We start from the raw sequence: 20878 nt of genomic DNA on the forward strand, positions 1-20878 counted from the left end.
ATTCTCACCATGACAGCCACCGATCAGCCCTTTTCCAACACCAGCGGCATGCCGACGCTCGATCAAAGACATCGCTTCAGCGACGCTGAAATCAGCGCGGTGTACAAAGCCATCGCCCTGCGCCGAGATATTCGCCATTTTCAGCACGGTCACGTCCCGGAAGAACAACTCGCGCGCCTGCTGGCGGCGGCGCATCAAGCGCCGAGCGTGGGACTCATGCAGCCCTGGCGTTTCATCCGCATTACCGACGCGAACTTGCGGCGTGCCATTCACGCCCAGATCGAGAAAGAACGCATCCGCACCGCTCGCGCCCTGGGCGAGCGCGAGAACGACTTCATGCGCCTCAAGGTCGAGGGCGTGCTGGATTGCGCGGAAGTGCTGGTGGCGGCGCTGATGGATGGCCGGGAACGACATGTCTTCGGTCGGCGCACGCTGCCGGAAATGGATCTGGCTTCGGTGGCCTGCGCCATCCAAAACCTGTGGTTGGCGGCACGCGCCGAGGGTCTGGGGATGGGATGGGTCTCGCTGTTCGACCCCGACGCGCTGGCCGAGCTGCTGGGCATGCCGTCGGGGGCGCGACCCGTGGCGGTGCTCTGTCTGGGACCGGTCGAACGCTTCTATGAAAAACCCATGCTGGAACAGGAAGGCTGGGCACAGCGCCAGCCACTGAGTGAACTGGTCAGCGAAAACGGCTGGCCGGGATAACGGCAATATCCGAAATACCCGGATCTTAACGCCTCGATGCGATCCCGTCGCGACATCCACACCGTCTCCGAACTGACGCAAGCGGCTCGCTGGCTGCTGGAGCAACACTTTCCCGACGTCTGGATACAGGGCGAGGTCTCCAACTTGTCCCGCCCATCTTCAGGGCACCTCTACTTCTCGCTCAAGGACGCCCGGGCACAGATCCGCTGCGCGCTGTTTCAGAATCGCGCCCTGCTATTCCGCGATTGCCCGCGCAACGGCCAGCAGGTGCTGGTACGGGGCCGCGTCAGCTTGTACGAACCGCGCGGCGATTTCCAGATCATCGTCGAGTATGTGGAGGAAGCCGGCGCCGGCGCGCTGCGGCGGGCTTACGACGAACTGCGGCTGCGGCTGGAACGGGAAGGGCTGTTCGCAACGGACCGCAAAAAAAGCCCTGCCCCGCTTTCCTCGGCGAATCGGCGTAATCACCTCGCCCAGCGGCGCGGCGCTGCGTGACGTATTGAGCGTACTGCGCCGCCGGTTTCCCACACTGCCAGTCCTGCTTTATCCGGTGCCGGTGCAAGGCGACGGCGCGGCGGAACGCATTGCCGCGACCATCCGACTGGCGTCCGAACGCCAGGATTGCGACGTGCTGCTGTTGACGCGGGGCGGCGGCTCGCTGGAAGACTTGCAGGCATTCAACGAAGAAATCGTCGCCCGAGCGATTGTCGACTGCGCCGTCCCACTGGTCAGCGGCATCGGTCACGAAACCGACGTCACCATCGCCGACTTCGCCGCCGATCTGCGCGCGCCCACCCCCACGGCGGCGGCCGAGCTGGCCACCCCCGACCGCCAGGAATGGTCGCGCGCAACCCGTTTGCTGGCGGCGCGGCTGGAACGCGCGTTGCGGCAGCGCCTGAGCGAACGGCGCCAGCGGCTGCGCCCACTGGTGGCGCGGCTGGAACGACTGCAACCGCGACGCCGTCTGCACGATCATGCGCAACGGCTGGACGAACTGGACCAACGGCTACGGCAAGCCCTGAACAACCGTCTGGGCCGCGAGCGCCTGCGGCTGGTCGGACTGAGAACGCGCCTGCGGACGCAGGCTCCGACAGCACGATTGCGCTCGGCTCGTCAGCAGTTGCGGGCGCTGGCGCTGCGCCAAAACGCGACCCTGCGTCAGTGTTTCCAGACTGCCCGTCAACACCTGCAAAACCTGAGTGGCGCCCTACATGCCCTGAGCCCACTGGCCACCCTGCGGCGCGGTTATGCGATCGTGCGCCGATACCCGGACGGGACCATCGTCCGGCGGGCCGACCCACTCCAGATCGGCGACCCGGTGGAAGCCTTGCTGGGCTCCGGTCGTTTGCGGTGCGCGATCACCGCCATCGATGTCGAGAATCGGGCGCCATCGTCCGCTGTCGGGACCGATCCCGAGGAACCATGACCATGCGCCGCTTGGGATTGTTACTGCTCGTCTGCGCGCTGGGCGCCTACTGGGCCTGGCACGACCGCCCCATCGAGCGCTCGCCCGGCGTGCTGGCGCCGGACCCGCCCTCTCAACGACTGCTCGATGCCGGAGCACCGGTCTTTCAGAAAGGCCGCTACCACATCAAGGCGTTGGCGGAATTCACGCTCGAAGCCCGCGTGCTGGGCCGGGAGGATTACTGCTTCGACAGCGGCGCGGATCTCTCGCCCCTTGATCTAGCGCTGGGTTGGGGGCCGATGTCGGACAGCAATGTGTTGGAGCGAATCGACATCCAACAACGCCACCGCTTTTATTACTGGCACGTCAACGATTTTTTCATCCCGCGCCGGGATATCGAAACCCACAGCGCCAACATGCATCTGATTCCCGCGACCGGGTATGTCGCCGACCGGTTGAAATTAATCCGCCCCGGTCATATTGTCAGCCTGCGCGGCTATCTGGTTGAAGCCCACCGCGACGACGGCTGGCAATGGCGCAGCTCACTGAGCCGCGAGGACACCGGTAACGGCGCCTGCGAACTGATCTGGGTGGAAACCGTGGCATTGCGCTGATGGTCGCGCTATCCCGGCCTTGGGCGACAATCGCCTCGCCCGTCGCCGGTCCGACCGCGCACCTTTTTCAACTGTACTTTTTCACCCAACAGGAATCATTGCCATGAAACTGGACTTGATCAGCCGCTATCCGGAAACCACGCCCGAGCCGACCCCGTTGCTGTTCGTGCATGGCTCGTTCTCGGATGCCCGAGTCTGGGATGAAAATTTCCTGCCCTACTTCGCCCGGCGGGGTTATGCGGCGCACGCCGTCAGCTTGCGTGGCCACGGTCGCAGCGAGGGCCACCAGCACCTGCACACCTGGCGGCTGAGCGATTACGTCGCCGACCTGACCCAGGCGGTGGCAACCCTGCCGGCTCCGCCGGTGCTGATCGGCCATTCGATGGGCGGCATGGTGCTGCAGAAATACCTGGAAACCCATCCCGAGATACCGGGCGCGGTGCTGATGGCCTCGGTGCCGCCACAGGGCCTGCTGCCGAGTAACCTGCACATGGCCATGCGGCACCCGTTCCTGTTCCAGCAGATGGCGCTGTTCTCGCTGCTCGGTCCCAGCTTCGGCTCGCCTGAGATGATGCGGCGATTGCTGTTTTCCCAGGACATGCCCCTCACAAAGCTACGCGAGTATTTCGACTACATCCAGGCGGAATCGCAAGTGGTGTCGCTGGACATGATGGGCATCAACCCGCTGCGGCTGAAACCGGAACAACTGCGGCTGCCGATCCTGGTACAGGGCGCGCAACACGATGTATTCATCTCGCCGGCCATGGTCCGGGAAACCGCCCGCTTCTACCGTACCGAAGCCCAGATCATCCCCAACATGGCGCACGCCATGATGTTGGAACTGAACTGGCAAGAGGCGGCGGACGCCTTGCTAAGCTGGCTGGAACAGGTGGTCGCCGCCCGCCCGGCCGCCGCGGCCTGAAAGCAACGCGCCCTCGCCCCAGTCCTTGCCCGGAGAGGGGGCGCATCCCGCCTACCCATCCCGCAGTAAGCGCCGCAGGATTTTGCCGACATTGCTTTTGGGCAGTTCGGCGCGGAACTCGACCCGCCGCGGCACCTTGTAGCCGGTCAGGTGCTGGCGACAATGTTCGATCAGCGCCTCGGCGGTCAGCGCGGGGTCCTTGGCCACCACCACGACCTTGACCGCTTCGCCCGACCTCTCGTCCGGCACGCCGACCGCAGCGGCTTCCAGCACGCCCGGATGCAGAGCAACCACATCCTCGATTTCGTTGGGATAGACGTTGAAACCGGACACCAGGATCATGTCCTTCTTGCGGTCCACGATCCGCACGTAGCCGCGCTCGTCGACATAGCCCACGTCGCCGGTGCGAAGATAACCGTCAGCGGTCATGACCTTGGCGGTTTCCTCGGGTCGATTCCAGTAGCCGTGCATCACCTGCGGGCCACGAAGGCAAAGCTCGCCGACCTGGTCCACGCCGATGCCCAACTCGCGCCCCTCGTCGTCGCGCACCGACAGTTCGGTGGACGGAATGGGCAGGCCGATGCTGCCGTTGTATTCCTGGAGGGTCAGCGGATTGATGCAGGCCGCCGGCGAGGTTTCGGTCAGGCCGTAGGCCTCGATCAGCAACATGCCGGTCACTCGCTTCCAGTTTTCCGCCACCGCCCGCTGCACCGCCATGCCGCCGCCCAGGCTGATCTTGAGCGCGCTGAAATCCAGCCGCTCGAAACCGGGCGCGTGCAGCAGGCCGTTGAACAGCGTGTTCACCCCGGTGATGACGGTGAAGCGGACCTTGGCCAGCTCCTTGACGAAGCCCGGCATGTCGCGGGGGTTGGTGATCAGGATATTGTGGCCACCCACCTTCATGAAGGTCAGGCAATTGGCGGTCAGCGAGAAGATGTGATACAGCGGCAGCGCGGTGATGACGGTCTCCTCGGCCAAGCGGGAAACGGGACTGAGCCAAGCCGACGCCTGTTGCAGATTCGCCACCAGATTGCCGTGAGTCAGCATCGCACCCTTGGATACGCCGGTGGTGCCGCCGGTGTATTGCAGAAACGCCAGATCGTCATGGGTCAGCGACACCTCTTGCAGGGTTTGCTCCGCGCCCATCGCCAGCGCCCGCCGAAATGGCACGGCGCCTGGAATATGCCAGGCCGGCACCATTTTCTTGAGGTACTTGACCACGACGTTGACCAGCGGACGCTTGGGGAAGGGGAACAAATCGCCCAACTGAGTGGTGACGATGGTCTTGACCGGCGTCCGGTCCAGCACCTCCTGCAAGGTGTGGGCAAAATTTTCAACGATGACGATGGCGGCCGCACCGGAGTCCTTGAGTTGATGCTCCAGTTCGCGCGGCGTGTATAGCGGGTTGACGTTGACCACCGTCAAGCCGGCCCGCAACGCGCCGAACACGGCGATCGGATATTGCAGGACGTTGGGCATCATGATGGCGACCCGCTCGCCCTTGCCCAACCCCCGCCCTTGCAGGTAGGCACCGAAATCACGGCTGATCCGGTCGATGTCCCGATAGCGCAAAGTCACGCCCATATTGGAATAGGCCGGCAAATCGGCAAAGCGTCGACAGCTTTTTTCCAGAATGTCCTTTAGGGATGCAAATTCGTTCAGGTCGATTTCGGTCGGCACCCCTTCCGGATACTCGCGCAGCCAGATTCTTTCCACTTGGTTTTCCTCCTGCATTTGTATTTTATTAGATGACCCGACCGGATGGGACCACTGGAAAATAATGCAAATCCTCCCACAATTAATGGGAAATCCCATCTTCTCCCATTTCAATGTCCCATCCGAGCCCACCGGCACCCATGAAGACCCGAGACCGCATCCTGCAGACCAGTCTGCGGCTCTTCAACGAATGCGGTGAACCTCGCATCACCACCAATCATATCGCTGACGAAATGGACATCAGTCCGGGCAATTTGTACTACCACTTCCGCAACAAGGACGAAATCGTCGCCCTGCTGTTCCAGCAATTCGAGCGACGCATGGAAGCAGCCCTACAGGCACCCCAGCGCCGCGTCCCGGACATGGAAGACATGTGGCTCTACCTGCATCTGGTTTTCGAAACCATTTGGGAATACCGCTTCCTCTATCGCGATCTGAACAACATTCTGAACCGCAGCAAGAAACTGCGAACGCATTTTCGTCGCATCCTGGAGCGCAAGATGAGTACCGCCACCGCCATCTGCCGGGGTTTGGTGGAAGCCGGCATCATGACCGCCACGCGTGAAGACATCACGGCGCTGACCCGCAACATTGCGGTGGTGGCCACGTACTGGTTGAACTTCCAGAGTATCGGCACCGGCACCGTTGCGCCAAACTGCGATAGCGACAGTAACCACCTCGCTTGTGGCGTCTACCAGGTACTGTCGCTGGTCAGCCCCTTCCTCAACGACGAGGCCCGGCAGTTGCTGGGCCAAATCAGCCGGGAATATCTGAGCTGAAGCGACTCGCCCCGGCCGGAGGGCAAATACGCCATGGCGTCGAATTCCAACGAGGTCCACCACCACCGACCATCAGCGTCACCCATTACCTTCTCCCCGGCAACGCCGGAGGATCCCCCATTTTATTTGGCATTCAAACACGATCTCAGGTCGCCAGATTCGATGCCAGCTCGGGGACACAAACCGGCAACGGTCATTGTCCGCCACTCATCGACTGTCTCCTTCGCAATCCAGGCCTCACTACGTTTCGGTCCGAGCCATTACCAGTAAGACCAAGATTTTCCGAATGGCCGACCCTATAATTATTTTGTGACCAAGGCATAGTCGCGACCAGGAGCCAATAGCATGAATTATTTCATCACCGGTGCTTCCGGTTTTATCGGCCGCCGCCTCGTCGAAAAGCTGCTACAGCGCCAGGACAGTCACGTTTATTACCTGATTCTGGAACGTGAACTACCCATGGTGGAACAGTTACGCCAGCGTTGGGGCAACGCCGCCAACCGTACTTTCCCCATCGCCGGCGACCTGATGCAACCGCGATTGGGCCTATCCGACGCCGATCTCGCTTGGCTGAAGGGCAGCATCCATCACCTGATCCACCTGGCGGCGATCTACGATCTCAATGCCAGCGCCGAGATTCAGGAGCAGGTCAACATCGAAGGCACCCGCAACGTAGTCGCCTTTGCCGAGGCGATCGAGGCGGGCTGCTTCCACCTGACCAGCTCCATCGCCGCCGCCGGCCTGTACGAGGGCGTGTTCCGCGAGGATATGTTCGAGGAAGCCGAGAAGCTCGACCAGCCCTACTACCGAACCAAGCACGAATCGGAAGGCATCGTCCGGCGCGAATGCTCGCGTCCATGGCGGGTCTACCGGCCCGGCGCGGTGGTCGGCGATTCGCGCACCGGCGAAATGGACAAGATCGATGGCCCCTACTACTTCTTCAAGCTGATCCAGAAAATACGCAAGCTATTGCCGCCTTGGATGCCCATGATCGGCATCGAGGGCGGCCGCCTGAACCTGGTGCCCGTCAACTTCATCGTCGACGCCATGGACCATATTGCCCACCAACCCGGGCTGGACGGCCAGTGCTTCCATCTGGTGGACCCCAATCCGCACCGGGTCGGCGACATCCTCAACCTGTTCGCCCACGCCGCCCATGCCCCGGAAATGAGCCTGCGCTTCAACGCCCTGATGTTCGCCTTCGTGCCCGACATCATCCAGGCCGGGCTGGCTCGCCTCAAGCCGGTGCAACGCATCAAGGATCAGATCCTCAAGGATCTCGGCATTCCACCGGACGTCATGGGCCTGATCAACTACCCCACCCGCTTCGACTGCCGCGAAACGCTCAAGGCGCTCCAGGGCACCGACATCGCCGTGCCGCCGCTGGAAACCTACGCCTGGCGGTTGTGGGACTACTGGGAGCGCCATCTCGATCCCGATCTGTTCATCGACCGCAGTCTGAGCGGCGCGGTCAAGGACAAAGTGGTGATGATCACCGGCGCCTCCGCCGGCATCGGCAAGGCCGCCGCGCTCAAGATCGCCGAAGCCGGCGCCAAAACGCTCATCGTCGCCCGCACCGAGGAAAAACTACTGGACACCCAACGGGACATCGAGGAACGCGGCGGCCAAGCTTTCATCTACATCGCCGACGTCGCCGACATCGCCTCCTGCGATGCGTTACTGCGGCGGGTGCTGAACGATCACGGCGGAGTGGATATCCTGGTCAACAACGCCGGCCGCTCGATTCGCCGCGCCATCGAAAATTCGCTGGATCGCTTCCACGACTACGAACGCACCATGCAGCTCAATTACTTCGGCGCGCTGCGGCTGATCATGGGGTTCATCCCCAGCATGCTGCAAAAGAAGCGTGGCCACATCATCAACATCTCTTCGATCGGTGTGCTCAGCAATGCGCCGCGTTTTTCGGCCTATGTCGCCTCCAAGGCGGCGCTGGACGCCTTTTCGCGCTGCGCGGCGGCCGAGTTTTCCGACAGCGGCATCGAATTCACCACCATCAACATGCCCCTGGTGCGCACCGCGATGATCGCGCCGACCAAGATCTATGAGCATGTGCCCACCCTCAGTCCGGAGGAAGCGGCGGATCTGATCGTGCAAGCCATCATCGATCGGCCGGAACGCATCGCCACCCGGGTTGGCATCTTCGCCCAGGTGCTGCACGCCGTGGCGCCCAAGGTTTACGCCGTGATCATGAACACCGCCTTCCGCCTGTTCCCCGAATCGAGCGCGGCCAAGAGTCAACAACCCGATACCCAGGAGCCATCGCTGGAGCAAATTTCCTTCGCGCAACTCACCCGCGGCATTTATTGGTGACCACCCCACCAATCGGCCGCGATTGCCGCGGCGATTGGCCATAATTACCAGAGGTGGCGCACGGTCCGGGAGTTTTCCAAAATCGACCGGTCAAAACGCTGGCGCGGACCACGCCGCCACTCGATATCGAAAACCGCTTGTCCGCACAACCCCGGTCAAACCCGTCCCCCAAGATTGCGGTACGAACCGGCCTTTCGTTGCAAACCACCCGTGAGAATAAAGCCATGAAGCTGAAAATCGGCGACCCCGCCCCCCAGTTCAACGCCACCGCCACCGACGGCGGCCCGATCAAACTATCCGATTATTTCGGCAAAAAGCTGGTGCTGTATTTTTATCCGATGGACGATACGCCTGGCTGCACCAAACAAGCCTGCTCCCTGCGTGATCACTACCAGGAAATTCAGGATAAGGACGCCTCCATTTTGGGCGTTTCCACCCAGGATGTCGCAACCCACCAGCGCTTCACCGAGAAATACAATCTCCCCTTCCCACTGGTGGCCGATACCGACGGCGCCGTCAGCCGAGCCTATGGAGCGATCGGTGGCGGCGGCGGCGGGCTGGTGGGAACAGCGATAAACCTGTTCGGCGTCGCTAACCGTATAACCTTCCTCATCGACGAAAGCGGCCACATCGCCCACATCATCGACCACCCCGACACCGCCCATCACGCCGAGGAAATCCTCAAGTTGCTGTAAAGCCGCTGATTAACAACCGCTCCTTGGCCATCTCCGACCCCGATGACGATGAGGAAACTGGAATTTTGGATTGTTTGTCCCCCGTGGTCGGTAAGATAATTGCGTGGCCCGTCGAAGCGGAGGACGCGGCTCGCACCCGGCACCCGCGCGGTGCCGGAACCCGCTCCGCAACCACCCGTCAGGACTGTCCAGAGTATTGCCGAGGAGATTTGCATGCCCGGGCGATATGCTCGCACCCTCCATCGTTCCTCCAGCCCGGTTCCGGCTTGGGTAACCTCTTTCCGCCCGTCCATCGCAGCCTCCGCTCCACCGGCTGCCGTCACCGGCCCCACCCGGCCGCCGGAGATACCGCTGTGAGTCCGACCCAACCCAGTCCGATCCCCCAGTGGGAACCCGGCACCGCCAGTCAGCAAGGCGGCCGCCACGAACAACAGGACCGCTGGGGAGTTTTTCAACTGCCCAACCAGCGTGCCCTGCTGGCCGTGGTGGCCGATGGCATGGGTGGCCATCTCGATGGTGCCCTGGGCGCCCAGATCGTCATCGACGTGGCCCGGGATTTCATCCAGGATCTGCCGATCCCGCTGCTCGACGACCCCAGCGCCGCGCTCGACCAGCTATGCCAGCGGATGCACGACACCATCAATCGTCAGTCGGAAACGGCCCGCAGCACCGTGGTGATGGTCTGGCTCGACCACGACGGCGCCCATTGGCTGAACATCGGCGATAGCCGGCTCTATCATTTCCGCCGAGGCCGGCGCCTGATGCGCACCCGCGATCACTCCGCCGTTCAGCTGTTGATGGATATGGGGGAAATCGACGAATCGCAAATGGCGACCCATCCGGCGCAGAACCGGATCTACCGTTGCTTGGGTGGCGAGGAACATCCCAGGCCCGACAAAGGTCAATTTGCCGTCCAGCCCGGCGATTTGCTGGTGCTGTGCTCGGATGGCATCTGGGAACACATCGCCGAAACCGAATTCTGGACCGCCGCCGCCGAGCATGGTCCGGCCGCCGCCGCCCGGCTGCTGGCCGAACAGGCGGCACAGCGCGGCGGAGCGATGGCGGATAATGCCACCCTGGTTCTGCTGCGCGCGGGCACGGGCCTCGCCGCCGGCGACCACATGCCCTGGCTGCGACGGCTGTCGGCGGGCCTGGCATCCTGGTTCGATCGCGGCCGCTAGCACCGCCGGTTCACCGCCGGTGCCTTCCCGACCCGCCGCGCCCATCCACCAAACGGAAACTCGATGACCGAAGAAACGAACGCATTGCCCAGAGGTTTCAGCTTGCACCGCTACCAGATCGATGGCGTGCTGGGCGCTGGCGGCTTCGGTATCACGTACCGGGCGGTGCACGAGGCGTTGGAAAACGAGGTCGCCATCAAGGAATACTTCCCGGCCGAGTGGGCGTACCGTGACCATAACGGCACGACCGTCCGCCCCAACGCCCAGGGCCAGATCCCGGCCAAAAGCGGCGAGCCGCCTTCCTACGATTGGGGTCTGCAGCGGTTCCTGGACGAAGCCAAGATCTTGGTCCAGATCAACCACCCCTGCGTGGTGCGCGTGCGCGACTACTTCACGGCCAATGGCAGCGCCTACATCGTCATGGAGTTCGAGGAAGGGGAGTCGATGAGTGCCCTGCTGCAACGGGGCGGCATCCTGCCCGAGGGCGAACTGCGCCGCTTGCTGGCCGACGTGCTGCCCGCGTTGGAAGCCGTCCACGGCCAGGGCTATCTGCACCGCGACCTCAAACCCAGCAACCTCTACATGCGCAAAGCCGACGGCCACGTCATGCTCATCGACTTCGGCGCCGCGCGCCAAGCGCTGGGCCGGCGCAGTCGCAGTGTCACCAGCGTGGTGACGCCGGGCTATTCGCCGATCGAACAATATGTCACGGTCGGCGAAGATTACGGGCCGTGGACCGATATCTACGCGCTTGGCGCCGTGCTGTACCGCTGCATCACCGGTGCGCCACCGGTCGAAGCACCGGGCCGGGTGCTCAAGGATCCGGTACAGCCGGCCATCGAGGCGGGAGCCGGACTGTACTCGCACAACCTGCTCCAGATGGTCGACCGGGCACTGGCCGTGCGCCCCGAGGATCGCTTCCAAAGCATAGCCGCCATGCAGGAAGCCTTGTGGACAGCCGAACGTTCCAACGCAAAGGCGGACTTTTCGGAAGTACCACCGATCCAACCCGAACTACTCGATTTCTCCGAACCCCTCGACATAGCAGGACTTGAACCACTTGCCGACGGCACGCCGTCCTCTCCCTCCGCTCGCCCGGACCCATCCGAAAATGATGTTTGGTCGGGCCGCACCCGGGTCTCGCGCCGCCCATCTCAGCCGCAGACAACCGATTCCCGCCCCTCCCAGCGCGTCGACCTGGCTGCTTTCACGCCAAATGGCAAACCGAATTGGACATTCGCCGATCCGACATCGACGAGCACCGCGCCATCGGCACCGCAGGAAGCGGCAAACACCGACTCGACCTCGATGAATTTGTTGGAGGATATCTGGGATCATCTGGAAGAACCCGCATCGGAGCCGAAACCAACGGCGATGTCGGAGCCTCAGACCAACGCCGCCGAGATCGAATCGCTATCCCTGGCCAACCAGACATCGACCTTACTCAACCGCGCGCCGGGTTCCGCGATAGAACATCTGCGAAAAGCCACGGCGACCAGACGGGAAGTCCTGGCCAGCACCCGGCTGACACAATTGGAAGCCTCTTCGCTGCCCGGCTCTTCATCGGTGATCGAACCCGCCGCATCACAACGGTCGAGCATGTTTGAGCCCTCCGCGCGTCCATCATCGGCTCGATCCGTACCCGAGGGTTCAAAGTCGGTTAACTGGACGCACGTCCTGTTGGCCGCATTCGCTGCCTTAGGGCTCTCGGGCGCTGGGCTGTTCGCTTACGAGTACTACCAGAACGTTCAGGAACAGAACCGGCAAGAGGCCGTGGCGCTGCAACAACGCGAACAGGAAGAAACCGACCGCCACGCCCAGGAAGCCGCTCAACAACGCGAGGCCGAGATCGCGCGCTACCTCGAACAAGCCCGGCAGGCGATTGCCAGCCGCAACTGGTCCTTGGCCGATAGTTTTCTGAATCGAGCGGCAACCATCGATCCGCACCATCCCGCGGTGGTCACCACTCGCTCCGAACTACTCGCCGCCCAGCGGCCGGGCGCCAAGATAACCCGAACCGACAACATCACGGGCATGGAACTACATTGGGTCGATGGCGGCTGCTTCGACATGGGCAGCCTCACCAACGAGCGGGACCGGGGAAGTGACGAATCATCCCACCAAGTCTGCGTAAAAGGCTTCTGGATCGGCAACACCGAGGTCACCAATAACCAATACCGGCGCTTCAAACCCGGCCATGACAGCGGTTCCTTTCAAGGCCGCCCGCTGAACGGAAACCAGCAACCCGTCGTTCAAGTCGACTGGGGCGATGCTGGGGCCTTCGCCGAATGGCTGTCCTGGGAAGCGGGCACTGGTAAGCGTTTCCGGCTACCCACCGAGGCCGAATGGGAGTATGCCGCCCGTGCCGGCACCGTCACCCGTTATCACTGGGGTAACGACATCGACCCCCGTTATGCCAACTTTTCCGACCGCAACGATCCAACCGGCGCGTCCATCGGCACCCTGGACGACGGTCAGGCGGTCACCGCGCCGGTCGGAACCTACCAGCCGAACGCGCTGGGTCTGCGCGACATGGCCGGCAACGTCTGGGAATGGACTTGCTCCGATTACGATCCGGCCTATACCGGCAAAGAGCAACGCTGTTCCGACCAACGACCCACCGAAGGCTTACGGGTCGTTCGGGGCGGCTCCTGGAACAGCGGCGCAGGTGACGTACGCTCGGCCAAGCGCATGCCTCGGAAACCCAGCTATCGCGATGCGACAACCGGCTTCCGGATCGTCATGGAAGAGTAAGACGACAGCCCATTTGCTGCCTCAGGAATTGCGGCGGTTCACCACGAAGGTGGCACTCCCTTCCACCACCACCGTGTCCGCCACGGTGCAAGTGGTGCTCATGATAACCCGCCGGCGCTCTGAGATAATTTCCTGGACAGTGCAAACCGCAGTAACGGTATCGCCGATTCGAACCGGTGCCGTGAAGCGTAACTGCTGATCCACGTACACCGCGCCCGGTCCGGGCAGACGGGTGCCGGCCACGCAGGAAATCAGGCCGGCACAAAACATCCCGTGCGCGATGCGGCCCTTGAATCGTGTCTGCGCGGCGAACACTTCGTTGCAATGAATCGGGTTGTTATCGCCGGTCAGGCCGGCGAACATGACCACATCGGTTTCGGTGACGGTCTTGGCGTGGGACGCGCTCATGCCGATCCGGAGATCCTCCAGATAATAGCCGTGCAGAGTATCGTTATAGCCTTCGTGAGTGGGGTACATGGGGTTTCTCCGATAGAGGTGAGGATTCTGGCGGACAACAGCGCCGCTACGGGCGGCGCATAGCCTACACGACCAAGCGAAATAGTGGGAAATTCCCAGCCGGATTTCAAACGTTCGAATCGGCTGGCACCACAACGCACTGACGCTCCCGACGCTCCCGACGCCACTCCCAGTCGTGGCCAATAAATCCATTGCATCACCGGGAGTGAATAAATACCATAACTTAATAAGCCTTACCCCGGATGAACTTATGGTTTCGGACGCCGCCGGCGCGACCCCATCATCAATCCGGTCACTCTGTATGCACCATCCCGCGTGCGCTCGACAGGTCGGGTTTGCGCCACGCTCCCGGCCGGGCGTTCACGCCGCCACTTAAAATTTTGAGCAATCCCACACAAAGGTGAACGATGAAGATTTTAGTCGCCGTAAAACGGGTCGTTGACTACAACGTCAAGGTAAGGGCGAAAGCGGACGGCACCGGCGTCGAAACCGCCAACGTCAAGATGTCCATGAACCCGTTCGATGAAATCGCCGTGGAAGAAGCGATCCGACTGCAGGAAGCCGGCAAAGCCCAGGAAATCGTGGCGATCTCGCTGGGCGTCACCGCCTGCCAGGACACCATCCGCACCGCGCTGGCGATGGGCGCCGACCGCGGCATCCTGGTGGAAACCGATGCCGAACTGCAACCGCTGGCGGTGGCCAAACTACTCAAGGCGGCGGTCGAAAAGGAAAAGCCGGATTTGGTCATTCTCGGCAAGCAGGCCATTGACGACGACGCCAACCAGACCGGCCAGATGCTGGCGGCGCTACTCGGTTGGCCACAGGGCACTTTCGCCTCCAAGGTCGAACTCGGCGACGGGACGGTCAACGTCACCCGCGAGGTCGACGGTGGCCTGGAGACCGTGGCGCTGAAACTGCCCGCCCTGGTCACCGCCGACCTGCGCCTGAACGAGCCGCGCTTCGTCAAATTACCCAATATCATGAAAGCCAAGAAAAAACCGCTGGAGGTGCTCAAACCGGCCGATCTGGGCGTGGATATTGCGCCGCGGCTGGTCACTCTGAAGGTTCAGGAACCGCCCAAGCGCCAGGCCGGCATCAAGGTCGGCAGCGTCGCCGAACTGGTGGACAAGCTGCACAACGAAGCCCACGTCATCTAAGCCCGCTGGAATCGAATCATGAGCATCCTGGTCATTGCCGAACACGACAACGTCGCCCTCAAGCCGGCGACCCTGAACACCGTCACCGCCGCCACGCAACTGGGCGAGGATATCGCCGTGCTGGTGGCCGGCCACAATTGCGGGGCGGTTGCCGAAGCCGCCGCCCAGGTCGCGGGCGTCAAAAAAGTACTGATCGCCGACGCCCCACACTACGCCCACCAGCTCGCCGAAAATATGGCGGCACTGGTGGTCGGATTGGCGAGCGGCCATACCCACATCCTGGCCCCGGCCACCGCCGCCGGCAAAAACACGCTGCCGCGGGTCGCCGCGTTGCTGGACGTGGCGCAAATCACCGATGTCATCAAGATCGACAGCGCCGATACTTTCGTCCGCCCGATCTACGCCGGCAACGTGCTGGCCACCGTCCAGTCCAAGGATGCGGTCAAGGTCATGACCGTGCGCGGCACCGCCTTTCCAGCGGCGACGGTCACCGGCGGTTCCGCCGCGATCGAAACCGTCGCGCCCGCGACCGATGTTGGCGTATCGAGCTTCGTCGGCCAACAATTGACTCAGTCCGACCGGCCCGAGTTGACCGCCGCCCGCATCATCGTTTCCGGCGGGCGCGGCATGGGCAACGGCGACAACTTCAAGTTGCTGGAAGACGTCGCCGACAAACTGGGTGCGGCGGTGGGCGCCTCCCGCGCGGCGGTGGACGCCGGCTTCGTGCCCAACGACTACCAGGTCGGCCAAACCGGCAAGGTGGTCGCACCCACCCTGTACGTCGCCGTCGGCATCTCGGGCGCCATTCAGCACTTGGCCGGCATGAAGGACAGCAAGGTCATCGTCGCCATCAACAAGGACGAGGAAGCGCCGATCTTCCAGGTGGCCGATTATGGCCTGGTCGCCGATCTGTTCGCCGCGGTACCCGAACTGTCCAAGGAACTGGACAAGCTGAAAGCAGCCGGCTAATCGCCCGCCCGACCGTCCCCCTTCCCCGCTCCGACCCTCTCCCTCAACGCGGGATAAGGGCGGGGCGGGGTTTTTCATCGCTGTTCCTCGTAATGTTCAAGGAGGCGTCATGACCGCCTATTTCGCCCCGATCCGCGACATGCAGTTTGTCATCAACGAACTGGCCGACCTCTCCAAGGTTGCCGCTCTCCCCACCTTCGCCGAGCAGGAGGTTAGCCCGGAACTGCTGGAAGCCGTGCTGGAGGAAGCCGCCAAACTGGCCACCGAGGTGCTGGCGCCGATCAATAAATCGGGCGACGTGCAAGGTGTTCGGATCGATCCCACTGGAGTCGTTTCCGCCGCCGGCTTCACCGAAGCGTATCGAAGCTTCATCGACGGCGGCTGGAACGGCATCGGCAGCCCCGTGGAACATGGCGGCCAAGGCCTGCCGGAGTTGTTCAACACGGCGACCCAGGAGATGTGGAATTCGGCCAACATGTCCTTCGCGCTGTGCCCGATGCTCAACGCCGGCGCGATCGAGGCGATCAGCCGCGCCGGATCCGCCGAGCAACGGGCGCTGTACCTGCCGAACATGGTCAGCGGCGAATGGACCGGCACCATGAATCTGACCGAACCGCAGGCCGGCTCCGACCTGTCGGCGGTGCGGACCCGCGCCGTTCCCCACGGCGATCATTACCGGATTTTCGGTCAGAAGATCTTCATCACCTGGGGCGATCACGACATGACCGAGAACACCATTCATCTGGTGCTCGCCCGCACCCCGGACGCACCGGAAGGGGTCAAGGGCATCTCGCTGTTCATCGTACCCAAGTTCCTGGTCAACCCGGACGGCTCGCTGGGCGCGCGCAACGACGTCCACGCCGTGTCCATCGAACACAAGCTGGGTATCCACGCCAGCCCAACCTGCGTGATGGCCTTCGGCGACCGGGATGGAGCGATCGGCTATCTCGTCGGCGAGGAAAACAAGGGCTTGGCCTACATGTTCATCATGATGAACGAGGCCCGTTTCAAGGTCGGACTGCAAGGGCTGGCCATCGCCGAGCGCGCCTATCAGGCCGCCCGGGAATATGCCAAGGACCGGGTGCAAGGCCGCCCGGCCGGCGCCAAGAGTGGTGACCGGATCGCCATCATCCACCACCCCGACGTCCGGCGGATGCTGATGACCATGAAGGCGCAGAACGAGGCGATGCGCGCCCTGGCCTATGTGATCGCCATGCACCTGGATCTGGCCCGCCACCACCCCGATTCCGCGATTCGCCAAACCCATCAGGCCCGAGTGGACCTGTTGATTCCGGTGGTCAAGGCTGGTCCACCGAAATCGGCATCGAAATCGCTTCGCTAGGGCTGCAAGTCCACGGCGGCATGGGTTATGTCGAGGAAAGCGGTGCCTGCCAACACCTGCGCGATGCTCGCATCACCACCATTTACGAGGGCACCACCGGCATTCAGGCCGCCGACTTGGCTGGCCGCAAACTGAACATGGACAAGGGCGCCGCGATGCGGACTCTGATCGCCGAGATCGAAGCGACCGCCGAGACGCTGGATCCGATCCCCGGCGACGACATGGCAGTGATCCGCGACGGGCTGCGCGACGGCGCGCGGGCACTGGCCGAAGCCACCGAACGAATGCTGGCTGGCGGCGACCCCAACCACGCGATGGCGGTGTCGGTGGACTATATGATGCTGGTCGGTACCGTCTGCGGCGGCTGGCAAATGGCTCGTGCCGCGCGGGTGGCCCAGAACAAGCTGATGACTGGCGAGGATTCGCTGTTCCATGAAGCCAAGCTGGTCACCGCCCGCTTCTACATCGAACATGTGCTACCCAAGGCGGACGCCCTGCTGCGTTCGATCCAGAACGGCGGTATTTCCATCATGGCGCTGACCGAAGAACAGTTCTGAGCACTGCTTTTCAGTTCGATCTTCGGCGATCCCGCCAACCCTGTCGATGGGGTGGCGGGGTTTCTTCCTCCTTGCTCATGCCAAGCCCCATCGGCCACCCACAACCCCGCTTCAGCTCAGGTTAGCGCTATACTTTCGAGAAGCCAGTGCCCATGCGGTCTTCTCGACGCCAGCAATGCACGACCATCCGCCATACCGATCCGATACGGCAGTCTCTTGCAGAATTAGGTAATCCCGCCATGTCCGAACTGACCACCCGCGAGCCTGAAGTCACGCGCGCCAGCCTGTTGAACCGCACCATGTACAACCTCCGCGAGGCTTGGCGGGAAATGGCCGACTGGCGGGAAGGGCTGTTCGCGGCACCCAGCCCCAATCTGCCGGAAAAAGACATGGAGGCGTTGAAGGACCAAATGCGCGATTGCCTGGAGGCGCGCGGCGGCGAAGTATCCGCCCGCGCCCGAGCTGCCAATCTGGGACGAATTTACCTCTCGCTCAACGCCAAGGGTCGCAAGCGATTCCTGCAAATTCTCGCTCGGGAATTCGATATCGATCACCAGGCGGTGAACAAGGCAGTGACGGCGTTGCAAAAGACCGGAGACAACCATGACGAGCGTGCCAAGGCCGAGCGGACGCTGCGCCAAGCCTTGCATCCGCCACGGCTACGACTGTTGACCCAGCTCAACGCCCTACCCGAAGGCTTCCACTTCCTGGTGGACCTGCGCGCGGAATTGCTGAGCTGGCGCAAGGACGACCCGGCGTTGGGGGCACTGGAACGAGACCTGCTGTCGCTACTGGTCTCCTGGTTCGACGTCGGCTTTCTGGAGCTGCGGCGCATCAGTTGGGAATCGCCGGCGGCGCTGTTGGAAAAAGTGATCGCCTACGAAGCCGTGCATCCGATCAAGAGCTGGGACGACCTGAAGAACCGGCTCAGTTCCGACCGACGCTGTTTCGCCTTCTTCCACCCGCGCATGCCCAACGAACCGTTGATCATCGTTCAGGTGGCGCTGGTCCATGGCATCGCCGACAACGTGCATATCCTGCTGGACGAAGCCGCGCCGGTGCTCGATCCCGAAAACGCCGATACCGCCATCTTCTACTCCATTTCCAATGCCCATGAAGGTCTGAGCGGTATCAGTTTCGGCAACTTCCTGATCAAGCGGGTGGTGGACGAACTGGCCCAGGAATTCAAGAACCTCAAGACCTTCGCCACCCTGTCGCCGATCCCCGGCTTCCGCCACTGGCTGGGCGGTAAGCTGAACGAACCCGACAAGGACGCGGAAGCGGAACTACTGTCCGCCGCCGAACGGAAAGCGCTGGCCACCGCCGCCGGCACCGGCACCGAACCCGCCGCATTGACGAGCCTACTGCAAACACCGGACTGGCCCCAGAATCAGGAGCTGGCCAAGGCATTAAAAAAACCATTGATGCGGTTGTGCGCCCGCTATCTTGCTAAGGAAAAGCGCGAAGGCGGTTCAGCGTTCGACCGCGTCGCTCATTTTCATCTATCGAATGGCGCGCGCATCGAACGGCTGAATTGGCTGGGCAACACTTCGCCTCAGGGCATCGCTCAATCGGCCGGGTTGATGGTGAACTATCTCTACAAACTTAGCGATATCGAAGCCAATCACGAAGCTTATCGTGGCGAAGGCAAGGTGATGAATTCATCGGCGATCAGGACGTTGTTGAAAGGATAAAACTCAGGATGCCGCTTTCATGCCCCCCACGGGAGATTTCAAGGCCCAATTGGGCCGTCCGGAAAACCCCGGCCTGCTGAATCAGGAAGCCCGGCTGGCGCTAATTCAACCCGGCCGAAATCCTTACGTGACCGGCACCGCTCTACCCGGCAATTCGCCGGTTTTTTTTTGGGCGCGCGCAAATCCTGCACGAAGTTCTGTCGGTGCTGCGCCGCCCGGACAAACCGGGCTGCGTGAGCTTGCTGGGAGAACGGCGTATCGGTAAATCCTCGCTGCTCAATCAAATCTATCAGGCGTTGGGGCAAGAACCGGATTTGGTCAGCATTCACGCCACCGCCCAAAATTGGAACCAGAAAAGCCAGCAGAATTTTTTCGCTCAACTGCAACAGACGATTGCCCAAGCCATCAGCCAAACGGTTCAAGACCAAGTTCGGGATTATCCCGATTTTCGGGATTTCATCCTCGCGTTGGCGCAAGATCGTCGTTTCCGATTCGTGCTGATCTTGGACGAATTTGAAGTGATGGCCGGCAATCCCAATTTCAATGCCGACTTTTTCAGGAATATGCGCGCTCTGGGCAACGAGCCAGAACCTCGTTTTGGTTATCTGGTTTCCAGTCGCCGGCCGTTGAAAACATTATGTCGGGACAACAAGAAAATCGATGAATCTTCATTCTGGAATATCTTCGATCCTCGGGCAGTCGTGGGCCTGCTCTCCGAGCAGGAAGCGCGCGATCTCGTCGCTAAACCCTTCCAATGTAGCCTGTCACCGGATAAACAACCCGATCTCGGTCAGCTTTGGCGAGATCATATCAAACCGCTCAGCGGTCATCATCCCGCCCTGATCCAGATCGTTGCCGCTAGGTATTGGAATGCCAGAGATGGGAGTTACGATCCAGATTTGCTCGGTATCGTCACGGATATTCGAGAATATCTGGAAGATTTTTGGTATCGGCGCGGCCAAGAAGAATTGGGCGTTTTTGATTCGTGCGGTTGCCGACCGCTTGCCACCACCCAGCCCGATAGCCACCGATTTGATCCGTCGTGGCCTACTCACAACAGATAGAAAACCTTTTTCCGATTTATTTAAACAGATCATTACCGAATCCATTCCAAGAGGCAAAAGTCTATTGGAAGCCGTGGAGGATTTAGAAAAAGGAGCCGAGCGCGCTAATAAATTATTCGAACAGATGGTCAAGCTGGCGGAGGCTGCCGGAAAAATCTACGCCGCCTTCAAAGGCAACCAGGAATCCGATTCGTGACCTTTTGGCAAGGAATTGCTTACGTCCTGCGCCATGCTTGGCTGTGGCCGCTGGAATTCTGGTTGCGGCCACTGGATTCGATAGATCGAATTCGTAAAATCCAGCAGGATTGGGCGGAATTAGGCTGCGCTTTGGTGGGCGGAGCAGCGTGGGGAGCATCGATTGGGATTTTGCTATGGCTCTGGTCGGGTGATACCCAAGCGATTTGGGCCATAGCTTTCGCTTTCGCTTTTGCTGTCGCTGTCGCTGTCGCTTTCGCTGTCGCTTTCGCTGTCGCTGTCGCTGTCGCTGTCGCTGTCGCTGTCGCTGTCGCTTTCGCT

At 61.8% G+C, this 20878-nt stretch carries 15 protein-coding genes and 2 pseudogenes; 15 read left to right on the forward strand and 2 right to left on the reverse strand.

What is annotated here, in order from left to right:
* The first annotated feature begins 9 nt into the window (after window positions 1–9).
* The 4 genes and pseudogenes from bluB to E4P82_RS15745 all read left to right on the forward strand — a co-directional run bounded on the left by bluB (window position 10) and on the right by E4P82_RS15745 (window position 3646).
* Window positions 10–705 carry a 5,6-dimethylbenzimidazole synthase gene (gene bluB / locus E4P82_RS15730; RefSeq protein WP_246327624.1) on the forward strand — a complete coding sequence of 232 codons (696 nt, stop codon included), beginning with the start codon at window positions 10–12 and terminating at the stop codon, window positions 703–705.
* A gap of 36 nt (window positions 706–741) precedes the next feature.
* A pseudogene (gene xseA / locus E4P82_RS15735) lies at window positions 742–2131 on the forward strand (exodeoxyribonuclease VII large subunit).
* Entirely contained in the window at window positions 2128–2724 is a 597-nt protein-coding gene (locus tag E4P82_RS15740; protein ID WP_312915346.1) for a hypothetical protein, read from the forward strand. The pseudogene xseA and the gene E4P82_RS15740 overlap by 4 nt, the downstream one beginning before the upstream one ends.
* 103 nt (window positions 2725–2827) lie before the next feature.
* The gene (locus E4P82_RS15745; protein WP_169249775.1) at window positions 2828–3646 is read left to right on the forward strand and encodes an alpha/beta hydrolase; all 819 of its coding nucleotides are present in this window, start codon (window positions 2828–2830) and stop codon (window positions 3644–3646) included.
* 51 nt (window positions 3647–3697) lie between these two features.
* Here the strand turns inward: E4P82_RS15745 and E4P82_RS15750 are convergent, their stop codons facing one another.
* Window positions 3698–5362, reverse strand: coding sequence for a long-chain-fatty-acid--CoA ligase (locus tag E4P82_RS15750; RefSeq protein WP_169249776.1), 1665 nt, complete (start codon window positions 5360–5362; stop codon window positions 3698–3700).
* Window positions 5363–5502: 140 nt separating this feature from the next.
* On the opposite strand from E4P82_RS15750, the gene E4P82_RS15755 reads away from it, so the two are divergent.
* The 5 genes from E4P82_RS15755 to E4P82_RS15775 all read left to right on the forward strand — a co-directional run bounded on the left by E4P82_RS15755 (window position 5503) and on the right by E4P82_RS15775 (window position 13102).
* Window positions 5503–6141 (forward strand): TetR/AcrR family transcriptional regulator, encoded by a 639-nt coding sequence (locus E4P82_RS15755; protein WP_169249777.1) that lies wholly within the window; start codon window positions 5503–5505, stop codon window positions 6139–6141.
* A gap of 345 nt (window positions 6142–6486) precedes the next feature.
* Window positions 6487–8472 carry an SDR family oxidoreductase gene (locus E4P82_RS15760; protein ID WP_169249778.1) on the forward strand — a complete coding sequence of 662 codons (1986 nt, stop codon included), beginning with the start codon at window positions 6487–6489 and terminating at the stop codon, window positions 8470–8472.
* Between the two features lie 224 nt (window positions 8473–8696).
* Window positions 8697–9167, forward strand: coding sequence for a peroxiredoxin (locus E4P82_RS15765; protein WP_169249779.1), 471 nt, complete (start codon window positions 8697–8699; stop codon window positions 9165–9167).
* Between the two features lie 353 nt (window positions 9168–9520).
* A complete protein-coding gene (locus E4P82_RS15770; protein WP_169249780.1) occupies window positions 9521–10348 on the forward strand; it encodes a protein phosphatase 2C domain-containing protein in 828 nt (275 codons plus the stop codon).
* Window positions 10349–10411: 63 nt separating this feature from the next.
* On the forward strand, window positions 10412–13102 hold the full coding sequence (locus tag E4P82_RS15775; protein ID WP_169249781.1) for a bifunctional serine/threonine-protein kinase/formylglycine-generating enzyme family protein: 2691 nt from the start codon (window positions 10412–10414) through the stop codon (window positions 13100–13102).
* 21 nt (window positions 13103–13123) lie between these two features.
* Here the strand turns inward: E4P82_RS15775 and E4P82_RS15780 are convergent, their stop codons facing one another.
* Entirely contained in the window at window positions 13124–13579 is a 456-nt protein-coding gene (locus E4P82_RS15780) for a MaoC family dehydratase (RefSeq protein WP_169249782.1), read from the reverse strand.
* 407 nt (window positions 13580–13986) lie between these two features.
* On the opposite strand from E4P82_RS15780, the gene E4P82_RS15785 reads away from it, so the two are divergent.
* The 6 genes and pseudogenes from E4P82_RS15785 to E4P82_RS22910 all read left to right on the forward strand — a co-directional run bounded on the left by E4P82_RS15785 (window position 13987) and on the right by E4P82_RS22910 (window position 20558).
* On the forward strand, window positions 13987–14736 hold the full coding sequence (locus tag E4P82_RS15785) for an electron transfer flavoprotein subunit beta/FixA family protein (protein ID WP_169249783.1): 750 nt from the start codon (window positions 13987–13989) through the stop codon (window positions 14734–14736).
* A gap of 18 nt (window positions 14737–14754) precedes the next feature.
* Window positions 14755–15705, forward strand: a complete 951-nt coding sequence (locus E4P82_RS15790) for an electron transfer flavoprotein subunit alpha/FixB family protein (RefSeq protein WP_169249784.1) — start codon at window positions 14755–14757, stop codon at window positions 15703–15705.
* Window positions 15706–15814: 109 nt separating this feature from the next.
* A pseudogene (locus E4P82_RS15795) lies at window positions 15815–17604 on the forward strand (acyl-CoA dehydrogenase C-terminal domain-containing protein).
* Between the two features lie 239 nt (window positions 17605–17843).
* A complete protein-coding gene (locus E4P82_RS15800; RefSeq protein WP_169249785.1) occupies window positions 17844–19298 on the forward strand; it encodes a malonyl-CoA decarboxylase in 1455 nt (484 codons plus the stop codon).
* 203 nt (window positions 19299–19501) lie between these two features.
* A complete protein-coding gene (locus E4P82_RS15805) occupies window positions 19502–20362 on the forward strand; it encodes an ATP-binding protein (protein ID WP_169249786.1) in 861 nt (286 codons plus the stop codon).
* Window positions 20363–20426: 64 nt separating this feature from the next.
* A complete protein-coding gene (locus tag E4P82_RS22910) occupies window positions 20427–20558 on the forward strand; it encodes a hypothetical protein (RefSeq protein WP_281383708.1) in 132 nt (43 codons plus the stop codon).
* Window positions 20559–20878: the final 320 nt, after the last annotated feature.

The organism is Candidatus Competibacter phosphatis (assembly GCF_012939995.1).
GTDB classification, from domain to species: Bacteria; Pseudomonadota; Gammaproteobacteria; order Competibacterales; family Competibacteraceae; genus Competibacter; species Competibacter phosphatis.

Excerpts from the sequence above, each read along its gene's own strand:
- bluB (WP_246327624.1), top strand. The coding sequence starts at position 10 with ATGACAGCCACCGATCAGCCCTTTTCCAACACCAGCGGCATGCCGACG.
- E4P82_RS15740 (WP_312915346.1), top strand. The coding sequence starts at position 2,128 with ATGACCATGCGCCGCTTGGGATTGTTACTGCTCGTCTGCGCGCTGGGC.
- E4P82_RS15745 (WP_169249775.1), top strand. The coding sequence starts at position 2,828 with ATGAAACTGGACTTGATCAGCCGCTATCCGGAAACCACGCCCGAGCCG.
- E4P82_RS15755 (WP_169249777.1), top strand. The coding sequence starts at position 5,503 with ATGAAGACCCGAGACCGCATCCTGCAGACCAGTCTGCGGCTCTTCAAC.
- E4P82_RS15760 (WP_169249778.1), top strand. The coding sequence starts at position 6,487 with ATGAATTATTTCATCACCGGTGCTTCCGGTTTTATCGGCCGCCGCCTC.
- E4P82_RS15765 (WP_169249779.1), top strand. The coding sequence starts at position 8,697 with ATGAAGCTGAAAATCGGCGACCCCGCCCCCCAGTTCAACGCCACCGCC.
- E4P82_RS15775 (WP_169249781.1), top strand. The coding sequence starts at position 10,412 with ATGACCGAAGAAACGAACGCATTGCCCAGAGGTTTCAGCTTGCACCGC.
- E4P82_RS15780 (WP_169249782.1), bottom strand. The coding sequence starts at position 13,579 with ATGTACCCCACTCACGAAGGCTATAACGATACTCTGCACGGCTATTAT.
- E4P82_RS15785 (WP_169249783.1), top strand. The coding sequence starts at position 13,987 with ATGAAGATTTTAGTCGCCGTAAAACGGGTCGTTGACTACAACGTCAAG.
- E4P82_RS15790 (WP_169249784.1), top strand. The coding sequence starts at position 14,755 with ATGAGCATCCTGGTCATTGCCGAACACGACAACGTCGCCCTCAAGCCG.
- E4P82_RS15800 (WP_169249785.1), top strand. The coding sequence starts at position 17,844 with ATGTCCGAACTGACCACCCGCGAGCCTGAAGTCACGCGCGCCAGCCTG.